The following is a 21,666-nucleotide window of genomic DNA, read 5'->3' on the forward strand; positions in this document are numbered from 1 at the left end:
GCGCTTGCACGCCAGTCTACTGCGACTGGCCGAACGGTGTCGCCGCTCTGGCGTGCAAGCTTTTTCTACTGATTAACGACGCATGACTTTCTCGGACGGCGTCAGCGCTTCGATGTAGGCAGGGCGCGAGAAGATGCGCTCAGCGTACTTCATCAGCGGCGCTGCCGTCTTCGACAGCTCGATACCGTAATGGTCGAGGCGCCACAGCAATGGCGCGACGGCCACGTCGAGCATCGAGAACTCGTCGCCAAGCATGTACTTGTTCTTCAGGAACAGCGGCGCGAGCGTGGTCAGGCGGTCGCGGATTTCGGCGCGCGCCTTGTCGTGGCTCTTGTCGTTGGCCTTCGCGCGTTCGCTCTCGAGCACGTGGACGTGGACGAACAGTTCTTTCTCGAAATTGAACAGCATCAGGCGCGCACGCGCGCGCATCAGCGGGTCGGCCGGCATCAGCTGCGGATGCGGGAAGCGCTCGTCGATGTACTCGTTGATGATGTTCGATTCGTACAGGATCAGCTCACGCTCGACCAGGATCGGCACCTGGCCGTACGGGTTCATCGTCGAGATGTCTTCCGGCTTGTTGAACAGGTCGACGTCGCGCACTTCGAAGTCCATGCCCTTTTCAAACAGGACCAGGCGGCAGCGTTGGGAGAAGGGGCACGTGGTGCCGGAGTAGAGAACCATCATTTTTATAGTTCCTTAGAAACAAAGGGGGTGAAACGGCTAGCGGCTCACCCCAAAGTGATCGCCCGCGAAGTTCACGGGCGATGAATGACTTACTTGACGTCTTTCCAGTACGATACCGACAGGCGCCAGCACAGCAGCGAGAACAGCGACAGGAACAGCAGCACCCACACGCCGAGACGCTTGCGCGTGCCTTGCGCCGGTTCGGCCATCCACTCGAGATAGCTGACCAGGTCAGCCGTCGCGGTGTCGAATTCCATCTGGTTCATCGTGCCGGGCGCGACCTGCTCGAAGCCGGCGAACTTGTGCACCGTCTTGGTGGCGTCGTGCGGATCCTTCTCGTCGACCATCTTGACAGTGCGAATGCCCTGCAGCTGCCACATCGCGTGCGGCATTGCCACGTTCGGCAACACCATGTTGTTCCAGCCGGTCGGACGGGTGTCGTCCTTGTAGAAAGTACGCAGGTAGGTGTACAGGTAGTCGCCGCCGGTGCCGGCCGGCGATGCCTTGGCGCGCGCGATGACCGACAGGTCAGGCGGTACCGCGCCGAACCAGGCCTTCGCGTCGGCCGGACGCAGCGACGTCGTCATCAGGTCGCCGACCTTGTCAGCCGAGAACAACAGGTTGTTCTTGATCTGGTCTTCGGTCAGGCCCAGGTCCTTCAGGCGGTTGTAACGCATGTTGACCGCCGAGTGGCAGTTCAGGCAATAGTTGACGAACAGCTTGGCGCCGTTTTGCAGCGAGGTCAGGCTCGTGCGCTCCGGTGCCTTGTCGAGCGGGATCCCGCCTTCGCTGGCAAATGCCAGGCCTGGCAGCAACGCCAGGATGGCGATTAGTTGTTTCGTGAAATTCATGTAAAGAGTCCTTTTGCGCTTGTGATGTCGTCGATTAGTGCGGCTGGAAAGTCACACGTTTCGGCACCGGCTTGAAGGTGCCCATCGCGCTCCACCATGGCATCAACAGGAAGAAGCTGAAGTACAGCAGCGTGCACACCTGCGAGACGACGCCGCCGATCGGGCTCGGCGCCTGGGTGCCGAGGTAGCCGAGGATGACGAACGACAGGCCGAACACGATGTAGACATACTTGTGCCAGTCCGGACGGTAGCGGATCGAGCGCACCGGCGAGTGGTCCAGCCACGGCAGGCCGGCGATGATCATCACCGATGCGCCGAAGAACACCACGCCCCAGAACTTGGCGTCGAGGACCTGCGGCAGCATGCCGATGATCATCAGGATGCCGACCACGGCGATGATCGCCTTGGTCTTGGACGACAGGCGCGACTTGAGCCAGATGAACACGACGTAAGCGGCAACCACAGCCATCATGACGTACATGAAATCGGCGGTGGTGGCGCGCAGCACCGAGTAGAACGGCGTGAAGTACCAGGTGGGCGCAATGTGCAGCGGGGTCTTGAGCGAATCGGCCGGGATGAAGTTGTTGTACTCCAGGAAGTAGCCGCCCATCTCAGGGGCGAAGAAGATCACCGCGCTGAAGATCAGCAGGAACACCGACACGCCGAACAGGTCGTGGTAGGTGTAGTACGGGTGCGACGGCACGGCGTCGAGCGGATGGCCGTCCGGGCCCAGCGTATCCTTGACTTCGATGCCGTCCGGGTTGTTCGAGCCCACTTCGTGCAGTGCGATCAGGTGCGCCATGACCAGGCCGAGGATAACCAGCGGAATGGCGATGACGTGGAAGGCGAAGAAGCGGTTCAAGGTGGCGTCGGAGACGACGTAGTCGCCGCGGATCCACAGCGACAGGTCCGGCCCGATCAGCGGAATGGCGCCGAACAGGTTGACGATCACCTGGGCGCCCCAGTACGACATCTGGCCCCATGGCAGCAGGTAGCCGAAGAACGCCTCGGCCATCAGCGCGAGGAAGATGCCGAAGCCGAACAGCCAGATCAGTTCGCGTGGCTTGCGGTACGAGCCGTACAAGAGGCCGCGCGTCATGTGCAGGTAGATGACGATGAAGAACGCCGACGCGCCGGTCGAGTGCATGTAGCGCACCAGCCAGCCCCACGGCACTTCGCGCATGATGTACTCGACCGAGCCGAAGGCCAGGTTGGCGTCCGGCTTGTAGTGCATCGTCAGGAAAATGCCGGTGACGATCTGCAGCACCAGAATCAGGGTCGCCAGGATGCCGAAAATGTACCAGAAGTTGAAGTTTTTCGGCGCGTAGTACTTGCCCCACTGGTCATTCCACAGCTTGGTCAGCGGAAAGCGGTCGTCGACCCAGCCCAGTGCCTTTTCGGCAACCGGCGCATCGGCAGGGAATTTGGTTTCTTTAAAAGCTGCCATGATTATGCATCGCCTTTCTCGTCTTTACCAATTACGATCCTGGTGTCGGACAGGTACATATACGGCGGCACGTCGAGGTTGGTCGGCGCCGGCTTGTTCTTGAATACGCGCGCGGCCAGGTCGAACGTCGATCCATGGCAAGGGCAGATGAAGCCGCCTGCCCAGTCGTCCGGCAGGCTTGGCTGTGCGCCGGTGGCAAAGCGCGACGACGGCGAGCAGCCCAGGTGCGAGCAGATGCCCACCACGACCAGCACTTCCTTGTGCTCGGCGCGCGAACGGGTGGCGTTCTTGGCGTAGGCCGGCGTGTCGATCTGATAGAACTTGTCGGACGCCGGATCGGCCATTTCGGCGTCGAGCTTGGCGAGCGACGCCATCATTTCGGGCGTGCGGCGCAAGATCCACACCGGCTTGCCGCGCCATTCCACCACTTTCATGGTGCCCGGCGCAATGTCCGAGATATCCGCTTCCACCGGGGCGCCGGCCGCTTTGGCCCGCTCCGACGGCTGGAAAGTACTGACCAAGGCGCCTGCCGTGGCTAAACCGACAACACCGCCCGCCGCGCACGTGGCGACCAACATGCCCCGGCGGCCTGGATCGACCTGTTTTTCGTTACTCATACCAACCCCAATCAGTCAAAATGCGAAATCTTCAGAAGCCCTACGGAGCTTCTAGCAACCTTAAATTATAAGGGAAGCGGCATCCGAATTAAAGAAAAAATGTTGCAGTTGCCCCATCGCGCCCCATATGGCGGGGTTTTCGGATGCTAATGTGCGCATAAAACTACCCAGATGGGGTAAAAAGAACATGCCGACGCCCGATTGGCGCCGCAGCCGGTTGTTTTGTTTCCGATAGGTTCGATGTATGATTAAGATGCATTTTTCATAAAATCACCGGGGATGACGATGAGCATGATGGGCGAATTCAGGCAGTTTGCAATGAAGGGCAATGTCGTCGACCTTGCCGTCGGCGTGATCATCGGCGGCGCGTTCGGCCGCATCGTCGATTCGCTGGTGCAGGACATCATCATGCCGCCCATCAGCCGGCTGTTCGGCGGGCTCGATTTCGCCAGCTATTACATCCCGCTCAACGACCAGGGCTGGACCTTGCCGCTGGTGGAAGCCAAGAAGGCCGGCGCCGTGCTGGCATACGGCAACTTCCTGACCGTGCTGATCAATTTCATCATCCTCGCCTTCGTCATCTTCCAGATGATCCGCATGATGAACCGGCTGCGCATCACCGCCGCGCCGGTGCCGATGGCGACCGTCACGCCGGAAGAGGTGCTGCTGCTGCGCGAGATCCGCGACGGCCTCAGGCTGCGGCCGTAACGATAAAGGCGGAATCCACCATGCGACGCTTCTGGCTGCTGTTTGCGCAAGCTGTCACCATCGCCCTGGCGGTGTACTTCGTGCTGCAGGCGATGCGCCCCGACTGGCTTGGCGGCCTGCCGCGGCCGCAGCCGAGCAGCCCGGGCAGTCCGGTGGCCGTGCTGCAGGGCTCGGCGCCTGCCGTCGCCGGCATGCCGGCCGTCGGCAGCTACCGCGACGCCGCCGGGCGCGCCATGCCGGCGGTGGTCAACATCCTCACCAGCAAGGCGCTCAAGCAAAACCATCCGTTGCTGCGCGACCCGTTCTTCCGCAAGTTCTTCGGCGACCGCCTGCCGCGCGACGAGCAGGCGTCCAGCCTCGGCTCGGGCGTCATCGTCAGCCCCGACGGCTATATCCTGACCAACAACCACGTCGTCGACGCCGCCGACGAGATCGAAGTGGTGCTGGCCGACGGCCGCAAGGCGCCGGCGACGGTGGTCGGCACCGACCCGGAGACCGACCTGGCGGTGATCCGCATCAACCAGAAGAACCTGCCGGTGATCGTGCTCGGCCAGGCCGAGCAGGCGCGCGTCGGCGACGTCGTGCTGGCGATCGGCAATCCGTTCGGCGTCGGCCAGACCGTCACCATGGGCATCATCTCGGCGGTCGGGCGCAACAACCTGCACATCAACCAGTTCGAAAACTTCATCCAGACCGATGCGGCCATCAACTTCGGCAATTCGGGCGGCGCGCTGATCGACACCCGCGGCAACCTGATCGGCATCAACTCGGCGATCTATTCGCAAACCGGCGGCTCGGTCGGCATTGGCTTTGCCATCCCGGTCTCGACCGCAAAGTCGGTGATGGAAGAAATCATCAAGACCGGCCAGGTGGTGCGCGGCTGGATCGGCATCGAATCGCAGGACATCACGCCGGAGCTGGCCGAAAGCTTCAACCTGGCGCGCAGCACCGGGGCGATCATCGCCGGCGTGGTGCGCAACGGCCCGGCCGACCGCGCCGGCATCAAGCCTGGCGACATCTTGCTGTCGGTGGCCGGCAAACCCGTCGCCAACACCGCCGAGATGCTCGCCGCCATCGCCCAGCTCGCGCCAGGCGCGAAGACGCGCATGACGGTGATGCGCAAGGACCGCGAGGCGACCGTCGACGTCACCGTCGGCAAGCGCCCGCGCGTTGTCGCCGCCGAATAATCCCGGCTTCTATTATCCTGCCAGTTATCACCACATCCCTGGAAGTTGATCCATGCATTTGCGCGACCTGACGCAGTTCCTCACCGAACTGTCGAGCAACAACAACCGTCCATGGTTCATCATGAACAAGCCGCGCTACGACATCTTGCGCGAGGAATTTCTTGCCGTCGTCACCGAGCTCATCGCCGAGCTGTCGACGTTCGACAAGCAGGTAGCTGCCTGCAACCCGAAGAAGGCGATGTTCCGCATTAATCGCGACATGCGCTTTTCGCACGACAAGAGCCCGTACAAGACGCGCTTTTCGGCCGGCATCACGCCGTTCGACAAGCGCCGTCCCAGCGCCGGCGGCGGCTCGACCTATTATTTCCAGCTCGACGGCAGCGGCAAGCTCAGTTTCGGCGCCGGCGAATACCTGCCGCCGCCGCCGCGCCTGAAGGCGATCCGCGACAACGTCGTCAATGATGCGACAGGATTTGCCAAAGTGCTGAAGAATAAACAGCTGCGCGCCACCTACGGCGACCTGCTGTTCGAGGACAGCTTGCAGCGCCCGCCGAAGGGGTTCGATGCCGACCACGAGCACATCACCTACTTGAAGCTGAAAAGCTTTTTCGTATGGACCGAGGTCGACCTTGCGTTAAATAGCCCCGAGCTGCTGGTGCCGCAGCTGGCGTACGGATTCAAGGACGCGTTCGCGCTGGTCACCTGGCTGCGCGGCGTGAAGGAAGCAGTCGATGAAGCGGACTTAGGTGCCGCTTAGAAAAGGACCCATCATGGCATTGCAACACGCAGCATCCGGCGACAAGATCAAACTGGCGCGCGGCGACGACGACATCGCCTTCTTCACCTCGGTGGCGCTGGCCAAGACAGAGCACATGGAGCTGATCCGGCTGGTGTTGCCGAAGGAGCGCCCGATGCCGGTGCACCGCGTCGATGGCGACATGACCTTGCAATGCCTGGAAGGCGAGATCGAAGTCGACGCCCACGGCCGTACCGTCAGCTTGCTGCCCAACGAGATGCTGTACCTGGCCGGCGGCGTGCCGCACGCGGTGCGCGCGGTGGTCGACGCGGTCGGCCTGCTGACGATCCTGCTGCACCAGCGGCGCGATACCGAAGACCTGCTGACGCGCGGCGGCACCGAAGAGCAACTCGCTTAGTCAGCCGCAAGGCCGTCATTCCTGCCACCGCCAGCAATGACGCCGCGCGAACGAGGGCGACGCGCTGGTGGTCGCCCTTACGCCGACTCGCCGCGCGGATCGCGCGCCAGCAGCTGCGCCACCATCGCGCGCGGATCGTCGCCGTCGAACAGCACGCCGGCCACCGCGTTGGTGATCGGCATGTCGACGCCGAGCCGCGCCGCCAGTTCGCGCACCGCGCGCGCGCACGGCACGCCTTCGGCCACATGCCCCAGTTCGGCCACGATGTCATCGAGCTTCTTGCCGCGCGCCAGTTCCAGCCCGACGCGGCGGTTGCGCGACAGGTCGCCGGTGCAGGTCAGGATCAGGTCGCCCATCCCCGTCAGCCCCATGAAAGTGGCCGCCTGGCCGCCGAGTGCGGCGCCAAGCCGGGTGATTTCGGCCAGCCCGCGCGTGATCAGCGCGGCGCGCGCATTCAGGCCCAGCCCCAGGCCATCGGCCGCGCCGGTGGCGATCGCCAGCACGTTCTTGACGGCGCCGCCGACTTCGACGCCGATCAGGTCGTCGCTCGAATACACCCGGATATTGCCGCCATGGACCAGCGCGACGACCCGCTCGCACAGCGCCGCCGATTCGGACGCCACCGTCAGCGCACACGGCAGGCCGCGCGCCACTTCCTGCGCGAACGACGGCCCCGACAGCGCCGCGCCCGCCACCGCGTCGCCCAGCACGGCGCGCACCACCTGGTGCGGCAGCAGGCCGCTGCCGTATTCGAAGCCCTTGCACAGCCACACCACGTTCGGCAGGCGACGCCCCTTGAGTTGCTCGAGCAGCGGGCGCAGCCCGGCCACCGGGCAGGCGGCAATCAACAGCGCGGGCGCGTCGAGCGCATCGGCCACGTGGGCGACGGCGGCACCGAAATCGGCGCCGATGCGCAGTTGCGGCGGCAGCGCGAAGCCGGGCAGGTAGCCGCGGTTCTCGCGCTGTTCGGCCATCTCTGCCATGGCGGCGCCGTTGCGCCCCCATAGCAGCACGTCGTGGCGCGCGGCCAGCGCGATGGCGACCGCGGTGCCCCAGGCGCCGGCGCCGAGCACGGTGATTCTGCCAACAGGTGAAGCCAAGTTATTTTGCATGGAAGTTCAGACGCCCAAATGAGGCGCGGGCGGGGAAAACCCCGCCCGCTGCCAATTACTGCCGTAAAGCCGACCTGCTTAGTTCAGCGCGCCGTCCGCCGGGGCGCCGGCGGCAGCTTCTGCCAGGGCCTGGCGGCGCTGCTGGTAGAACACTTCGAAGTTGATTTCGGCCAGGTGCACTGGCGGGAAGCCGGCACGGGTGATGACGTCGGCGATGTTGCCGCGCAGGTAAGGGTAGACGATGTTCGGGCAACCGATTCCCAGCAGGGGATCCATCTGGTCCGCGGGAATGTTGCGCGCTTCAAAGATACCGGCTTGCTTGCCTTCAACCAGGAACGCGACCTTGTCCTTGACCTTGGCGGTCACGGTGATCGTCACGGTCGACTCGTAGATGCCGTCGGCAATGGCTTCGGCGCCAACGTCGAGCGATACTTCGATGGTCGGTGCTTCCTGCTCGAGGAAGATCGATGGCGAATTCGGCTGTTCCAGCGACATGTCTTTCAGGTAGACGCGTTGGATTTGGAATACGGGTTGCAGGTTTTCGTCAGACATGGAGCGCTTTCGTTGAGAGATGAGAGGCGCGGCGACCGGCCGCGCCAAATGTGCTTGGGATCAAACGCGACGGCAATTGTATCAAAACCAATGTCGTAACAATAGCTTTGCCGCCCAGGCGTCAGTTTTTCAGTCAAACGCCATTTAACAAGGGATCGAGCCGTCCCGCCTGATCGAGCGCATACAAATCGTCGAATCCACCCACATGGGTGTCGCCGACGTAGATCTGCGGTACCGAGCGGCGCCCGGTTTTCTGCATCATCACGACGCGCTGCTCGGGATCGAGGTCGACCCGGATGCGTTCGATATCGGTGACGCCTTTCGCTTCGAGCAATCGTTCGGCGCGCACGCAGTACGGGCAGCTGGCCGTGTGGTACAGCACGACATGGGCTTGGGTGGTCATGTTCGGAACTCCTTGTTAATTACTTTGTCACCGGCAAGCCTGCGGCCTGCCATGCGGTGAGGCCGCCGTCGAGGCTGACCACATCGTCGAATCCGGCCGCGGCAAGTTGCCGGACCGCCTTGTCGGCGCGCGCGCCGGTCTGGCACACGATCACCACGGAGCGCGACTTCGATTTGTCGAGTTCGCCGATCCGCGTGGCCAAGTCTGCCAGCGGAATGTTTTTCGCGTCGCGCAAATGCCCTTTTGCAAATTCTTCCGCCGGGCGCACGTCGACGATGGTCGCCTTGCCGCGGTTGATGACCTGGGTCACCTGCAGCGGCGAAGAGCGCTTGCCGCGCGGCTGCAACGCCGGCCACAGCAGGGCGCCACCGGAAATGAGCACCAGCGCAACGGTAAAAATATGGTCGATAATGAATTTCACAAGGGTTCCAATGGTTTAAGTCAATCCGCGCATTATAAAATAGAAGATCGAACTGTTTATAATTCGCCGCTTTTTGCGCCGCGCCCGTCCACCCGCTCACCTAAAGAATTCAAGATCATGTACAAAATCGTTCTCATGCGCCATGGCGAATCGACCTGGAACCTGGATAACCGCTTCACCGGCTGGACCGACGTCGACCTGACCGCCAAGGGCGCCGCCGAAGCGAAAAACGCCGGCAAGGTCTTGAAAGACGCCGGCTTCACCTTCGACCTGGCCTACACGTCGGTGCTCAAGCGGGCGATCCGCACGCTGTGGCTGACGATGGACGAGATGGACATGATGTGGCTGCCCGTGATCAACGACTGGCGCCTCAACGAGCGCCACTACGGCGCCCTGCAAGGCCTCGACAAGGGCGAGACGGCCGCCAAGTACGGCGACGAGCAGGTGCTGGTGTGGCGCCGCAGCTACGACACGCCGCCGCCGCCGCTGGAAGAAAACGACGAGCGCGCCTCCTTCAACGACCCGCGCTACGCCAGGCTGCCGAAGTCGGCCATTCCGCTGACCGAATGCCTGAAAGACACCGTCGAGCGCGTGATGCCGGCCTGGGACGAGGACATCGCCCCGGCCATCCGCGCCGGCCGCCAGATCCTGATCTCGGCGCACGGCAACAGCCTGCGCGCGCTGATCAAGATGCTCGACGGTATCAGCGACGCCGACATCGTCGGCCTCAACATTCCGAATGGCCAGCCGCTGGTCTACGAGCTCGACGCCGACCTGAAACCGATCCGCCACTACTACCTGGGCGACCAGGTCGCGATCGCCGCCGCCACCGCCGCCGTCGCGGCCCAAGGGAAGGCCAGGTAAGGTTTGCAAGAAGCAATGAAGAAGCAAGCCGGCAGGGCGGTGTTGGCATTTTGCCTAACTGCCCTGGTACTGGCCGCGAACGGCGCCCATGGCGCCGCCAAGCCCACCGAACGGAGCAAGCAGAAGGCGAGCGCCGAAGCGACCCGCGCTGGCATCCAGCAAAAGCTGTCGACCTTGAAGCGCGACATCAGCCGCACCGAAAGCGAAAAGGAAAACGCCGCCGACACGCTGGCCGAGTCGGAGGAAGCCATCTCCGACGCCAACCGCGCGCTGCGCGACCTCGCCGCCGAGCAGGGCGGCACCAATGCCAGGCTGGGCGAGCTGGAAACGGCGCAGGAAAAGCTGGCCGCCACCATCGCCGCGCAGAAAAAGCAGCTGGCCAGATTGCTGCGCGAACACTACAAGGCCGGCAACGAAGACCGCATCAAGCTGCTGCTGTCGGGCGACAACCCGAACCGCATCAACCGCGACCTGCAACTGATGGCGTATGTGTCGCAGGCGCAGGCGCGCCTGCTTGCCGCGCTGCGCGGCAATTTGCTGGCGGTCGAGACGAACCGCGAGCAGACCCAGAACGCCAAGGACGAGCTGGAAGAAATCGCCGCCGAACAACAGCAGCAAAAAACCGTGCTGGAAAAGGAAAAGATCCGCCGCGCCGCCTTGCTCAGCTCGGTGTCGAGCAAGCTCGCAGTCCAGCGCAAGGAGGTGGGCAACCTCGAGCGTGACGAGCAGCGCCTGGCCGGCCTGGTCGACAAGCTGACCCGGCTGATCCAGGAGCAGGCCGAAGCGGCCGCCGCCGAGCAGCGCCGCCTGGCCGTCGTTGCCGCCGCGCGCGCCAGGGCCGACGCCGAGGCGAAGGCGCTGGCCGCCGCGCGCAAGAAGGCCGAACGCGAACGGCTGGCGCGCGAGGCGGCCGCCAGGCCGAAGCCGAAGCCGGGTGAGCCGAAGCCTGCCTTCAAGCCCGATCCGATCGATGCCGACGAACCGAAGGTGGCGGCCAAGCCAGCCACGCCGGTCCCGGACCCGGCGGCGGCGCGCCCGGCCGACATCGCGCTGGCGCCAACCGGCACCGACGGCGCCTTTGCCAGCCTGCGCGGCCAGTTGCGCCCGCCCGTGGCCGGCAGGGTCGCCGCCAAGTTCGGCGCCAAGCGCGAAGGCGTCACCTGGAAAGGTGTGTTCATCAAGGCCGTCGCCGGCGCCGAAGTGAGCGCGCTGGCCGACGGCCGCGTCGTCTACGCCGGCTGGCAGCGCGGCATGGGCAACCTGATCGTCGTCTCGCACGGCAGCAACTATCTGGCCGTCTACGCCAACAACGAGACCTTGCTCAAAAGCGTAGGCGCCGCCGTCAAGGCGGGCGATCCGATTGCCACTGTCGGCAACACAGGCGGTAACGAGGAATCGGGTCTATACTTTGAGATAAGGCATATGGCCAAGCCGCTCGACCCGGCAAGCTGGATCAAATTCTAAGGTACACCATGAAGCAGAACACTATTCCCAAGGCGGGCGGGCGCGCCCGTACCGCCGGCCTGGTCGGCATCGGTTTGGTGGCCGGCGTCGCCCTGTCGATGCAGTTTCCCGCCATCGCGCAAAAGGCCGGCGGCGCGTCGCTGCCGCTGGACGAATTGCGCCAGCTGGCCGACGTGTATGGACTGATCAAGTCCGATTACGTCGAGCCGGTCGAAGACCGCAAGCTGCTGTCGGAAGCGATCACCGGCATGGTCGCCTCGCTCGACCCGCATTCGGTCTATCTCGACAAGAAGGCCTACAAGGAAATGCGCGAGAGCATGCAGGGGCGCTTCGTTGGCCTCGGCATCGAAGTGTCGACCGAGGACGGCTACGTCAAGATCGTCTCGCCCATCGAGGATTCGCCGGCCTACCGCGCCGGCATCAAGCCGGGCGACCTGATCACCCGCATCGACGCCACCCCGATCAAGGGCCTGTCGCTCGAAGAGGCAATCAAGAAAATGCGCGGCGCGCCCGGCAGCAGGGTCGTGCTGACGATCGCCCGCCGCGGCGAGGACCGGCCGCTGACGGTGCCGCTGGTGCGTGAGGAAATCCGCGTCCACAGCGTCAAGGGCAAGATCGTCGAGCCGGGCTATGCCTGGCTGCGCATCAGCCAGTTCCAGGAACTGACGCTCGACGAGCTGGCGGCAAAAGCGAATGCGCTGTACGCCCAGGAGCCCAACATCAAGGGCCTGGTGCTCGACCTGCGCAACGACCCGGGCGGCTTGCTGCCGGGCGCGATCGGCGTGTCCGCCGCCTTCTTGCCTAAAGATAAAGTCATCGTCTCGACGATCGGCCAGTTGCCCGACTCGAACCAGAAGTTCTACGGCCGCCGCGAGTTTTACGCCGGCCGCAGCGGCGGCGACCCGCTGGCCAAGCTGCCGGCCGGCCTCAAGACCGTGCCGATGGTGGTGCTGGTCAACACCGGCTCGGCGTCGGCGTCGGAGATCGTCGCCGGCGCGCTGCAGGACTACAAGCGCGCCATCATCATGGGCAGCCAGACCTTCGGCAAGGGCTCGGTGCAGACCTTGCGCCAGCTCTCGCCCGAGACCGCCGTCAAGCTGACCACCGCGCGCTACTACACGCCGCAGGGCCGCTCGATCCAGGCCAAGGGCATCATGCCCGACCTGCTGGTCGACGAGACCGCCGACGGCGACGGCCTGAACGGCCTGCGCGTGCGCGAAGCCGACCTGATGAAGCACCTCGGCGCCGGCGACGACAAGGGCGAGAAGGCCGCCACGATGGGCGAAATGCAGGCCAACAAGGTCAAGCGCGACGAGCTCGAGGAGGAGCGGCGCGGCGCCGCGGCCAGCAAGAACCGCAAGCCGCTCGAGTTCGGCAGCAAGGACGACTTCCAGCTGACCCAGGCGCTGAACCATTTCAAGGGCTTGCCGGTCCAGCTGGCCAAGGCCGACCTGGCGATCGAGGCGGTGGAGCCGGCAGTGCCGGTGGCGCCGGTGCCGGCCAAGGTCACGCCGCCCGACATCAAGGGCGCACCGGTCAAGAAATGAGCCATGGCGCTTCGATGGACGATGACCAGCTGCTGCGCTACTCGCGCCACATCCTGCTCGACGAGATCGGCATCGAGGGCCAGCAGCGCCTGCTCGGCGCCCGCGCGCTGATCATCGGCGCCGGCGGTCTCGGTTCGCCCGCCGCGTTGTACCTGGCCGCGGCCGGCGTCGGGCGCATCGTGCTGGTCGACGACGACGACGTCGACCTGACCAACCTGCAGCGCCAGGTGATGCACGCCACCGCCCGCATCGGCCAGCCGAAGGTCGATTCCGGCCGCGCCGCGCTGCTGCAGATCAATCCCGGCATCGAGGTGGTGGCGCTGCGCGAGCGCGCCGGCGCCGAGCGGCTGACCGAACTGGTTGGCGCGGCCGACGTCGTGCTCGACTGCAGCGACAACTTCGCCACCCGCCACGCCGTCAACCGCGCCTGCGTGGCCGCGCGCGTGCCGCTGGTGTCGGGCGCGGCGATCCGCTTCGACGGCCAGCTCAGCGTGTTCGATCCGCGCCAGGCCGATTCGCCCTGCTACGCTTGCCTCTTTCCCGAGGCGGCCGGCTTCGTCGACGCCGCCTGCAGCAGCATGGGCGTGTTCGCCCCGCTGGTCGGCGTGATCGGCGCCATGCAGGCGGCCGAGGCGCTCAAGTTGCTGGTCGGCATCGGCCAGTCGCTGGCCGGGCGCCTGCTGCTGCTCGATGGGCGCGCCATGGAATGGACCAGCATCGCCGTGGCCCGCAACGCCGATTGCCAGGTCTGCAGCGGTGTCGGCAAACCGGTCTGATCGAAGCGGCAACGAGTGGGCGTCGCCGTACACACTACCTTACAATGTTCACCGGCCCGCAATCTGGCCGTCGCGGCGAAACCGCTCTATACTCTGCCAATTACACTGCATTCTTTTTCGGATCGCACCTACTCATGACTATGCAAATCCCATTTCGTACTTCACGTCGTTCACTACGCCAGCGCCTGCAGCGCGGCTTCACCCTGGTCGAGATCATGGTGGTGGTCGTCATCATCGGCATCCTCGGCGCGCTGGTCGTGCCCAAGCTGATGGGCCGCACCGGCGAATCGCGCATCACCGCCGCCAAGGTTGACATTTCGACCCTGATGCAGGCGCTCAAGCTTTACAAGCTCGACAACCAGCGTTACCCGACCACCGAGCAGGGCCTGCAGTCGCTGATCGCCAAGCCGACCGGCGGCCCGGCCGCCAACGGCTGGAAGGCCGGCGGCTACATCGACAAGCTGCCAAAAGATCCATGGGGCAATCCTTACCAGTACATGTACCCTGGCGTGCACGGCAGCGAAGTCGATCTGTTTTCGCTCGGCGCCGACGGCCAGCCGGGCGGTACCGGCGACGACAGCGACATCGGTTCGTGGGAATAAATAAGGAAGCCACGTCAGGAATCTAACCCAGGGGGTTCGCTTGCCCGTCATCGACAGCCGCCGCGCGGCCCGCGGCTTCACCCTGGTGGAGCTGATGGTCGTGATGGTGATCATCGGCATCACGCTGGGCATCGTCTCGCTCAATGCGATCCCGAGCCCGCAGCAGAACCTGCAAAACGAGGCCCAGCGCCTCGCTTTGCTGCTGCAGCTCGCCCGTGACGAAGCGATCGTGCGCAACCGGCTGGTCGCGTTCGAGGCCGACGGCGAGCGCTACCGCTTCCTGGTGCGCAACGAAACGCGCTGGGACCCGGTCAGCGGCGACGACCTGCTGCGCGAGCGCGCCTTCAAGAACGCCCCGGTGTCGCTGCTGATCGACCCGGCCGGCGCCGGCTCCGGCAATCCTCTGCGCATCACGTTCGGCCGCGAGCCGGTCGACAAGCCTTTCCTGCTCACCCTCTCCAGCGGCGACGCCCGTGTCGCCATCCGCGCCGACGGCATCGGCCACTTCGTCGTCGAATGACCATGCGCCCCTACACCCGGCAATCCGGTTTTACCCTGCTCGAGGTGCTGGTGGCGCTGGTCATCGTCGGCACCGCGCTGGGCGCCTCGATGCGCGCCGTCGGCAGCCTGGCGTCCAACAGCGCCGGCCTGCGCACCGCGATGATGGCGACCTGGTCGGCCGAAAACCGGCTGGTGCAGATCCGCCTGGCGCGCGAATTTCCCAGCGTCGGCAAGCGCAGCTTCGAGTGCCCGCAGGGCGACCTGAATCTCGTCTGCGAAGAAGAAGTGCTGGCCAGCCCGAACCCGCTGCTGCGCCGCGTCGAAGTTGGCGTCTACGACATGCAGAATCCGGAGCGGCGCATCCTGAAGCTGGTGCAACTTGTGATGAGGCCGCAATGAGGCCGGTCCTGATCCGGTCGCGCGGTTTTACGCTCGTCGAGCTGCTGGTGGCGATCAGCATCCTGGCGATGGTGGCCGTGCTCGGCTGGCGCGGCCTGGACGGCATCGTGCGTGCGCGCGTGGCGCTGACCGACCAGATGGAAGTGACGCGCGGCATGCAGCTGGCATTTGCCCAGATGCAAAGCGACGCCGAACACATGGCCGAAGGCGCGCTGCTCGACAAGCGCGCCTACCTGCAGGCCGGCGTCGACCGCCTGACGCTGGTGCGCACCAGCTACATCGAGAACGAAGCGATGCGCCTGCAGGTGGTGTCGTACCGGGTGCAAGACGGCATGCTGACGCGCCGCGAATCGGCCAGCACGCGCGACCTGATGCAGCTCGACGTGCTGTGGCAGGCCGCCATCAGCGACGTCGACCCGACGCCGCCGGTCACCTTGCAGGCCGGGGTGACCGGCATGCAGGTCGACACCTGGCAGCAGAACCAGTGGCAACAGGGCGCCCAGCAACAGAAGGATGTCCAGCCGCAACCGCCGGCACCGGGCGAGGCCGGCCCGGGCGGGCTGCAGGTGGCGCTGCAGGTGCAAGGCCTGGCCGCGCCAATGCGCAAGGCTTTCCTGCTGGGGGGCATATGAGAAAATTTACGCAGCCGGCGCGCCAGCGCGGCGTTGCCGTCATCACCGCCTTGCTGCTGACCACCCTGGCGGTAACGATCGTCGCCAGCCTGTTCTGGGCCCAGCAGGTGCAGGTGCGCTCGATGGAAAATCAGCGCTTGCACCTGCAGACCAAGTGGATCCTGCGCGGCGCGCTCGACTGGGCCGGCCTGGTGCTGCGCCAGGACGCACGCGACAATGACTACACGTCGCTGAACCAGGTGTGGGCGACGCCGTTGGCCGAAACCCGGCTCGACCAGTACATCGAACGCGAGCGGGTGCAGGGCGAGGTATTCGACGCGACCTTGTCGGGCAGCATCGTCGACGCGACGTCGCGGTACAATCTGACCAACCTGGCCGCCAACCGCACGCCGGCGCTGGCGCAGGTCGGCATCTACCGGCGCCTGCTGATCAACCTCAAGCTCGATCCGGCGCTGGCCGAACGCACCGCCATCGCCGTGGCCAGCGCGCAGGTGCTCGAGGCCAGCCCCGAGCCGCCCGAGGTCGGGCCGAAGCCGGTGCCGAAGACGAATAACGCACCGGTCCGCTTGACGCAGTTGGACGACTTGCTGACCATTCCGGGTTATACGGTGGAAGTGGTCAACAAGTTGCGCGACTTCGTCATCGTGCTGCCTGGTGTCAGCAAGGTCAACGTCAATACCGCGGCGCCGGAAGTGTTGGCCGCGCTGATCGAGGATTTTTCGCTGGCCGAGGCGAATGCGCTGGTGGCACGGCGCAAGAGCGCGGCCTGGCTCGACATCGGCCAGTTTAAGACTGAGCTGAACGGCAAAAGCATGGTCGACAATGCGGGCGAAGTGAAAAGCAATTATTTCCTGGTATACAGCCGGGTGCGGCTCGACCGCGCCGCGCTCGACGCCGAAGCATTGATCAACCGCGGCACCGATGGCCGCAAGCTCACGACCTTGGTGTGGGTGCGGCAAAACTAGAAGAAAGCGAGACCGTTTGAGCACTTTATATATCCGCCTGCCGGCGCGCGCTGACGGCGAAGCGGCCTTGTCGCGCTTCGCGCTGGTGGCCGACAGCGGCGCCATCGAGCAGCAGGGCGAGGGCGCGCTGCGCGGCTTCGCCGACTTGGCCGCGGCCAGCCGCCGCGTGCTGCTGCTGATCGCCGCCGTCGACGTCACCATGCTGCACGTCAAGGCGCCGCCGCTGTCGGGCCCGCGCCTGAAGGCCGCGTTGCCGAGCCTGGTCGAGGAGCAGGTGCTGGGCGATCCGTCCGAAGCGGTGCTGACGGCGGCGCCCGCGCAGTCGCCGGACGGCCTGCGCAGCGTTGCCGTCGTGCAGCGCACCTATCTCGAGTCGCTGGTGCGCACCGTGCTGGCGATGGGCGCGCGCAGCGTCGGCGCGCTGCCGGCGCAGCTGTGCCTGCCGCTGCAGCCGGGCCACGTCAGCGGCGCGGTCGAACCGTCCGTGCTGACCTTGCGCGACGGCCTCTACCACGGCATGGGACTGGCCGTCGCCAGCACCCCCGACACGGCGCTGCAGATGGTGCGCGCGCTGGCCGGCGACGCCCCGCTGACCCTGTACGTGCCGGCTGCCGACCTCGGCCAGTTCCAGGCGCTGGCGGCCGAAGCCGACCCGGCCACGACGATCGAAGCCGACGACTGGACCCACTGGATCGCCGGCAGCCGCAGCACCAACCTCGACCTGGTGCCGGCGCTGGGCGCGGCGGGCGCGCGCGCCACCGACTGGCAGCGCTGGCGCTGGCCGTTGCGCCTGGCCTTGCTGGCGCTGGTGGTCAACCTGGCCGGCCTGAACATCGAGTGGCTGCGCCTGAAGCGCGAAGCCGACGCCACCCGCGCGGCGATGCTGCAAACCTACAAGGCGACCTACCCGAAAGACACCGTGATCCAGGATCCATTGGTGCAGATGAAAATGAACATTGCGCGCGCGCGCGCCGCCAGCGGCCAGCTCTCGCCGGACGAATTTACCTACCAGGCGGCAGCCTTCGGCGAGGCCGCGCGCTCTCTGCCGCGCCCGCTGTCGATCGCCTCGCTCGAATACCGGGAACGTTCGCTCAGCATTAAGGTCAAACCTGAGTCGGCCGATCCAGGCGTGGCCGGCCAGCTCAAGAGTGCTCTGGCGGCGCGCAACCTCGCCTTCAGCGAACCGGCGCCGGCCACCTGGCTGATCCGCAACACCACCGGAGCGAAGCCATGAGCGTCGTCACCAGCATTGCCCAGTGGCGCGAACGGATCGGCCTGGCCTGGCGCGCCCGCACAGACCAGGAGCGCAAGACGCTCACCATCGGCGGCGGCATCGCCGCCGGCGCACTGATTTACATGCTGTTCATCGATCCAGCCGTCAGCGGCCGCGCTCAGTTGGAAAAAGACTTGCCGCGCCTGCGCCAGGAAAGCGCGCAGCTGCGCGCGATGGCGCTTGAAGCGGGCGAACTGGCGCGCCAGCCGCAGCCGCAGGTCACGCCCATGACGCGCGACAGCGTCACTGCCAGCCTGGCGGCGATGAGCATCACGCCGCAGAGCCTGACGGTGTCCGGCGAGAGCGCGCGCATTCAGTTGACGGGCGTGTCGTTCGCCAACCTGGTCACCTGGCTCGACGCCCAGCGCCGCGAGAACCGTATTGCCGTGCTGGAAGCCGTGATCAGCGCGCAAACGCCCGCCGGCCAGGTTGACGCCACCTTGACGTTGCGCCAGGACACCGGCGCGGGGAATCAGTGAAGCGCGCCTTGCTATGGGGCCTGGCGACGCTGTTGGCCGGCGCGCTGACGGTGCTGACGTTTTTCCCCGCCGCCTGGCTGGGGCGGATCGTCGAACAGCAGACCGGCGGCCGTTTGACTCTGGGGGATGCGCAGGGTACGCTGTGGCGCGGCTCGGCCTTTATCGGCGGGGCGCCCGGCGCCGGCGGCGCGGTGACGCCGCTGTTGCCGGGACGTTTTGCGTGGCGCTTGTCGCCGCTGGTGTTGCTCGGCAGCGTGTCGCTGCAGCTGGAAAACCCGCTGGCGCTGTCGCAGCCGGTGCGCATCAGCGGCAGCTGGTCGCAGTGGCAGGTCAGCCCGGCCGAACTGATGTTGCCGGCCGAAGGACTGGCTGGCCTGGGCGCACCGCTCAATACCTTGGCGCCGAGCGGGGTGATGCGGCTGTCCTGGTCTACACTGGAGCTGATGCGCCAGCAGCAGACGGTGGCGGTGAATGGCCGCACGGTGCTCGTGATGAACGACATGGGCTCGCGTATGAGCCCGGTCAAGCCGCTCGGCAGCTACGAGCTGGCGATGGACTGGCAAGGCCAGCAGGCAAAACTGAATTTGACGACCGTGCGCGGTGCATTGCTGCTGTCGGGAAACGGGTCGCTGGACCGCGGCCGGCTGCAGTTTTCCGGCCAGGCCGCGGCCGCAAATGGATATGAAGAAACGCTGGGCAACCTCCTGAATTTACTGGGCCAGCGCCGAATGGTGGGTGGCAAGAATATTATCGCGTTAGAGTTCAAATGAAAAAAACAGCACACAGCACCATCCCCGTCCCGGCGCTGCGCCGGCTCGCCGCCGCCGTCCTGTTGGGCTTTGCGGCCGCGCCGATCGCGCTGCCGCTGCCGGCCACCGCGCAGGAGCCGTCCGCTTCCGGCGCCGCGCTCAACTTCGTCAACGCCGACATGGAGTCGGTCATCAAGGCGGTCGGCCACTACACCGGCATCACCTTCGTGATCGACCCGCGCGTCAAGGGCACGTTGACCCTGGTGTCGGAAAAGTCGCTCTCGAAGTCGCAGGCGTTCTCGCTGCTGACCTCCGCGCTGCGCCTGCAAGGCTACGCGGTCGTCACCGCCGAAGGCTACGCCAAGGTGGTGCCGGAAGCCGAAGCAAAATTGCAAAGTTCGCCCACGCTGGTTGGCCTGGGCGCGCCGCGCGTCAAGGGCGACCAGATCGCCACCCAGGTGTTCCGCCTCAATTACGAGTCGGCCGCCAACCTGACGGCCGTGCTGCGCCCGCTCATTTCGCCGAACAATTCGATCATGGGCAACCCGGGCAACAACAGCCTGGTGATCACCGACTACGCCGACAACCTGCGCCGCCTGGCAAAGATCATCGCCGCCCTCGACGCCCCGGTCTCCGGCGGCCTCGACGTCGTGCCGATCCGCTACGCCATCGCCAGCGACATCGCCACCATGGTCAGCCGCCTGATGGAGCCGACCGCCGGCGGCGACTCCGGCCGCGTGTCGGTGCTGGCCGATCCGCGCACCAATTCGGTGGTGGTGCGCGCGCCTTCGCCGGCGCGCGCCAACCTGGCCAAGTCGCTCATCGCCCGGCTCGACCAGCCGACCGCGGAAGCGGGCAACGTCCACGTCGTCTACCTGAAAAACGCCGACGCCACCAAGCTGGCGCAGACCTTGCGCGCAGTGGTGTCGTCCGACACCTCGCTGCCGCAGCAGGCGCAGGGCACCGCCGGCGGCACCGTGCAGCCCGGCGGCGCCGGCCAGACCGGCCAGGGCCAGGGCCAGCAGGGCCTCGGCGGCGGCGGCAGCACGCTCAGCGCCAACAGCCCGGGCCAAGGCGGCGGCGGCACCCAGGGCGCCACCGGCGCCGGCTTCATCCAGGCCGACGCGGCCACCAACACGCTCATCATCACCGCCAACGAGGCGGTCTACCGCAACCTGCGCGCCGTCATCGACCAGCTCGACGTGCGCCGCGCCCAGGTCTACATCGAGTCCCTGATCGTCGAAGTGACGGCCACCCGCGCCTCCGAATTCGGCGTGCAGTGGGCCGCCGTCAGCGGCAGCGAAAACAGCAAGTACCGCGTCGGCGGCCTGCAGTCGTTCTCGTCCGGCTCGAACAACCTGCTGGCCGCTGCCACCGGCGCCAGCCCGCCGCCGACCGGCTTTTCGATCGGCGTGTTCAAGCAGATCGGCGACCAGATTGGCCTGGGCGCACTGGCCCGCGCGCTCGAAACGGACGGCAACGCCAACATCCTGTCGACGCCGAACATGCTCACGCTCGACAACGAGCTGTCGACCATCAAGGTGGGCCAGAACGTGCCGATCATCAGCGGCCAGTTCACTACCCCGGCCGGCGGCGCCAACGCCAATCCGTTCCAGACCATCGACCGCCGCGACGTCGGCCTGACCCTGAAGGTGCGCCCGCAGATTTCCGAAGGCGGCACCATCAAGATGGCGATCTACCACGAGACCTCCAGCGTCGATCGCTCGACCCTGACCGCGCCGGCCGGCGTGACGACCAACATCCGTGTCATCGAAAACAATGTCATCGCCGACGACGGCCAGATCATCGTGCTCGGCGGCCTGATCGAGGACACCGAGGGCGACAGCGAGGAAAGAGTGCGCGGCCTGGGCGACATCCCGGTGCTCGGCAACCTGTTCAAGTACAAGACGCGCTCGCGCCAGAAAACCAACCTGATGATCTTCCTGCGCCCGGTTGTCGTGCGCAGCAAGGAAGACAGCAACACCATCGCCGCCGACCGCTACGACTACATGCGCTCGTCGGGCCTGTCGGCGCAGCCGAAGGACAGCTCGGTCCTGATCCGCGACCTCGGCGCGCCGGTGCTGCCGCCGCTCGACAGCGGTCAGCCGCCGCCAGGCGGCGCGATGGCGACGGTGCCGCCGAAGCGGCCAGCGCCGGTGCCGGCGCGCCCTGGCGTGGTCGGGCCGCAAACGCCGCCTCAGCAGCAGCCGCAGCAGCCGCAGCAGCAGCCGCAAGATCCGGCCACGCAATACCGGCCGGTGCAGAAATAGAAAGGTAGT

Annotated in this window: 25 protein-coding genes; 17 read left to right on the top strand and 8 right to left on the bottom strand. The window is 65.7% G+C overall.

Annotated elements, in window-relative coordinates:
• Positions 1-72: 72 nt before the first annotated feature.
• The 4 genes from CR105_RS02525 to petA all read right to left on the bottom strand — a co-directional run bounded on the left by CR105_RS02525 (position 73) and on the right by petA (position 3,599).
• Complete coding sequence (locus tag CR105_RS02525) at positions 73-684, bottom strand: glutathione S-transferase N-terminal domain-containing protein (protein ID WP_054265664.1); 612 nt, start codon at positions 682-684, stop codon at positions 73-75.
• Positions 685-773: 89 nt separating this feature from the next.
• Positions 774-1,535, bottom strand: coding sequence for a cytochrome c1 (locus tag CR105_RS02530; protein WP_099786836.1), 762 nt, complete (start codon positions 1,533-1,535; stop codon positions 774-776).
• Between the two features lie 34 nt (positions 1,536-1,569).
• A complete protein-coding gene (locus CR105_RS02535; protein ID WP_099786837.1) occupies positions 1,570-2,982 on the bottom strand; it encodes a cytochrome b in 1,413 nt (470 codons plus the stop codon).
• A 2-nt stretch (positions 2,983-2,984) separates the two neighbouring features.
• The gene (petA, locus tag CR105_RS02540) at positions 2,985-3,599 is read right to left on the bottom strand and encodes a ubiquinol-cytochrome c reductase iron-sulfur subunit (RefSeq protein ID WP_099786838.1); all 615 of its coding nucleotides are present in this window, start codon (positions 3,597-3,599) and stop codon (positions 2,985-2,987) included.
• 285 nt (positions 3,600-3,884) lie between these two features.
• Between petA and mscL the strand changes: the two genes are divergently transcribed.
• Genes mscL through CR105_RS02560 form a run of 4 tightly spaced genes read left to right on the top strand, consistent with a single transcriptional unit; the run spans position 3,885 to position 6,648 of the window.
• The gene (gene mscL, locus CR105_RS02545; RefSeq protein ID WP_099786922.1) at positions 3,885-4,307 is read left to right on the top strand and encodes a large conductance mechanosensitive channel protein MscL; all 423 of its coding nucleotides are present in this window, start codon (positions 3,885-3,887) and stop codon (positions 4,305-4,307) included.
• Between the two features lie 20 nt (positions 4,308-4,327).
• On the top strand, positions 4,328-5,494 hold the full coding sequence (locus CR105_RS02550) for a Do family serine endopeptidase (RefSeq protein ID WP_099786839.1): 1,167 nt from the start codon (positions 4,328-4,330) through the stop codon (positions 5,492-5,494).
• A gap of 52 nt (positions 5,495-5,546) precedes the next feature.
• Positions 5,547-6,251, top strand: coding sequence for a DUF2461 domain-containing protein (locus tag CR105_RS02555; protein WP_099786840.1), 705 nt, complete (start codon positions 5,547-5,549; stop codon positions 6,249-6,251).
• Between the two features lie 13 nt (positions 6,252-6,264).
• Entirely contained in the window at positions 6,265-6,648 is a 384-nt protein-coding gene (locus CR105_RS02560; protein WP_099786841.1) for a cupin domain-containing protein, read from the top strand.
• Between the two features lie 77 nt (positions 6,649-6,725).
• Here CR105_RS02560 and CR105_RS02565 read toward each other — a convergent pair whose 3' ends face one another.
• From CR105_RS02565 to CR105_RS02580, 4 genes are all read right to left on the bottom strand, one after another.
• Positions 6,726-7,748, bottom strand: a complete 1,023-nt coding sequence (locus CR105_RS02565; protein WP_370660660.1) for an NAD(P)H-dependent glycerol-3-phosphate dehydrogenase — start codon at positions 7,746-7,748, stop codon at positions 6,726-6,728.
• 90 nt (positions 7,749-7,838) lie between these two features.
• On the bottom strand, positions 7,839-8,312 hold the full coding sequence (gene secB, locus CR105_RS02570) for a protein-export chaperone SecB (RefSeq protein WP_099786843.1): 474 nt from the start codon (positions 8,310-8,312) through the stop codon (positions 7,839-7,841).
• Between the two features lie 133 nt (positions 8,313-8,445).
• A complete protein-coding gene (gene grxC, locus CR105_RS02575) occupies positions 8,446-8,715 on the bottom strand; it encodes a glutaredoxin 3 (RefSeq protein ID WP_099786844.1) in 270 nt (89 codons plus the stop codon).
• Positions 8,716-8,734: 19 nt separating this feature from the next.
• Complete coding sequence (locus CR105_RS02580; protein WP_099786845.1) at positions 8,735-9,136, bottom strand: rhodanese-like domain-containing protein; 402 nt, start codon at positions 9,134-9,136, stop codon at positions 8,735-8,737.
• A 117-nt stretch (positions 9,137-9,253) separates the two neighbouring features.
• Between CR105_RS02580 and gpmA the strand changes: the two genes are divergently transcribed.
• From gpmA to gspD, 13 genes are all read left to right on the top strand, one after another.
• The gene (gene gpmA / locus CR105_RS02585) at positions 9,254-10,000 is read left to right on the top strand and encodes a 2,3-diphosphoglycerate-dependent phosphoglycerate mutase (protein WP_099786846.1); all 747 of its coding nucleotides are present in this window, start codon (positions 9,254-9,256) and stop codon (positions 9,998-10,000) included.
• 15 nt (positions 10,001-10,015) lie between these two features.
• On the top strand, positions 10,016-11,464 hold the full coding sequence (locus tag CR105_RS02590; protein WP_099786847.1) for a murein hydrolase activator EnvC family protein: 1,449 nt from the start codon (positions 10,016-10,018) through the stop codon (positions 11,462-11,464).
• Positions 11,465-11,472: 8 nt separating this feature from the next.
• Entirely contained in the window at positions 11,473-13,011 is a 1,539-nt protein-coding gene (locus tag CR105_RS02595) for a S41 family peptidase (protein ID WP_099786848.1), read from the top strand.
• Positions 13,012-13,025: 14 nt separating this feature from the next.
• Positions 13,026-13,787 (top strand): HesA/MoeB/ThiF family protein, encoded by a 762-nt coding sequence (locus CR105_RS02600; protein WP_099786923.1) that lies wholly within the window; start codon positions 13,026-13,028, stop codon positions 13,785-13,787.
• A gap of 134 nt (positions 13,788-13,921) precedes the next feature.
• Positions 13,922-14,389, top strand: a complete 468-nt coding sequence (gspG, locus tag CR105_RS02605) for a type II secretion system major pseudopilin GspG (RefSeq protein WP_307189605.1) — start codon at positions 13,922-13,924, stop codon at positions 14,387-14,389.
• Between the two features lie 40 nt (positions 14,390-14,429).
• Complete coding sequence (gspH, locus tag CR105_RS02610; RefSeq protein ID WP_099786849.1) at positions 14,430-14,909, top strand: type II secretion system minor pseudopilin GspH; 480 nt, start codon at positions 14,430-14,432, stop codon at positions 14,907-14,909.
• Positions 14,906-15,289 carry a type II secretion system minor pseudopilin GspI gene (gene gspI / locus CR105_RS02615; RefSeq protein ID WP_370660661.1) on the top strand — a complete coding sequence of 128 codons (384 nt, stop codon included), beginning with the start codon at positions 14,906-14,908 and terminating at the stop codon, positions 15,287-15,289. The genes gspH and gspI overlap by 4 nt, the downstream gene beginning before the upstream one ends.
• Positions 15,286-15,921 (top strand): PulJ/GspJ family protein, encoded by a 636-nt coding sequence (locus CR105_RS02620; RefSeq protein WP_099786850.1) that lies wholly within the window; start codon positions 15,286-15,288, stop codon positions 15,919-15,921. The genes gspI and CR105_RS02620 overlap by 4 nt, the downstream gene beginning before the upstream one ends.
• A complete protein-coding gene (gene gspK, locus CR105_RS02625; RefSeq protein WP_099786851.1) occupies positions 15,918-16,886 on the top strand; it encodes a type II secretion system minor pseudopilin GspK in 969 nt (322 codons plus the stop codon). The genes CR105_RS02620 and gspK overlap by 4 nt, the downstream gene beginning before the upstream one ends.
• Before the next feature lie 16 nt (positions 16,887-16,902).
• A complete protein-coding gene (gene gspL, locus CR105_RS02630; RefSeq protein WP_180288066.1) occupies positions 16,903-18,120 on the top strand; it encodes a type II secretion system protein GspL in 1,218 nt (405 codons plus the stop codon).
• Positions 18,117-18,638 (top strand): type II secretion system protein M, encoded by a 522-nt coding sequence (locus CR105_RS02635; RefSeq protein ID WP_099786853.1) that lies wholly within the window; start codon positions 18,117-18,119, stop codon positions 18,636-18,638. The genes gspL and CR105_RS02635 overlap by 4 nt, the downstream gene beginning before the upstream one ends.
• Positions 18,635-19,408 (top strand): type II secretion system protein N, encoded by a 774-nt coding sequence (gene gspN / locus CR105_RS02640; RefSeq protein WP_099786854.1) that lies wholly within the window; start codon positions 18,635-18,637, stop codon positions 19,406-19,408. The genes CR105_RS02635 and gspN overlap by 4 nt, the downstream gene beginning before the upstream one ends.
• The gene (gene gspD / locus CR105_RS02645) at positions 19,405-21,657 is read left to right on the top strand and encodes a type II secretion system secretin GspD (RefSeq protein ID WP_099786855.1); all 2,253 of its coding nucleotides are present in this window, start codon (positions 19,405-19,407) and stop codon (positions 21,655-21,657) included. Before gspN ends, gspD begins: the two co-directional genes overlap by 4 nt.
• Positions 21,658-21,666: the final 9 nt, after the last annotated feature.

It is taken from the genome of Massilia eurypsychrophila (assembly GCF_002760655.1).
Taxonomy (GTDB): Bacteria; Pseudomonadota; Gammaproteobacteria; order Burkholderiales; family Burkholderiaceae_D; genus JAFCUW01.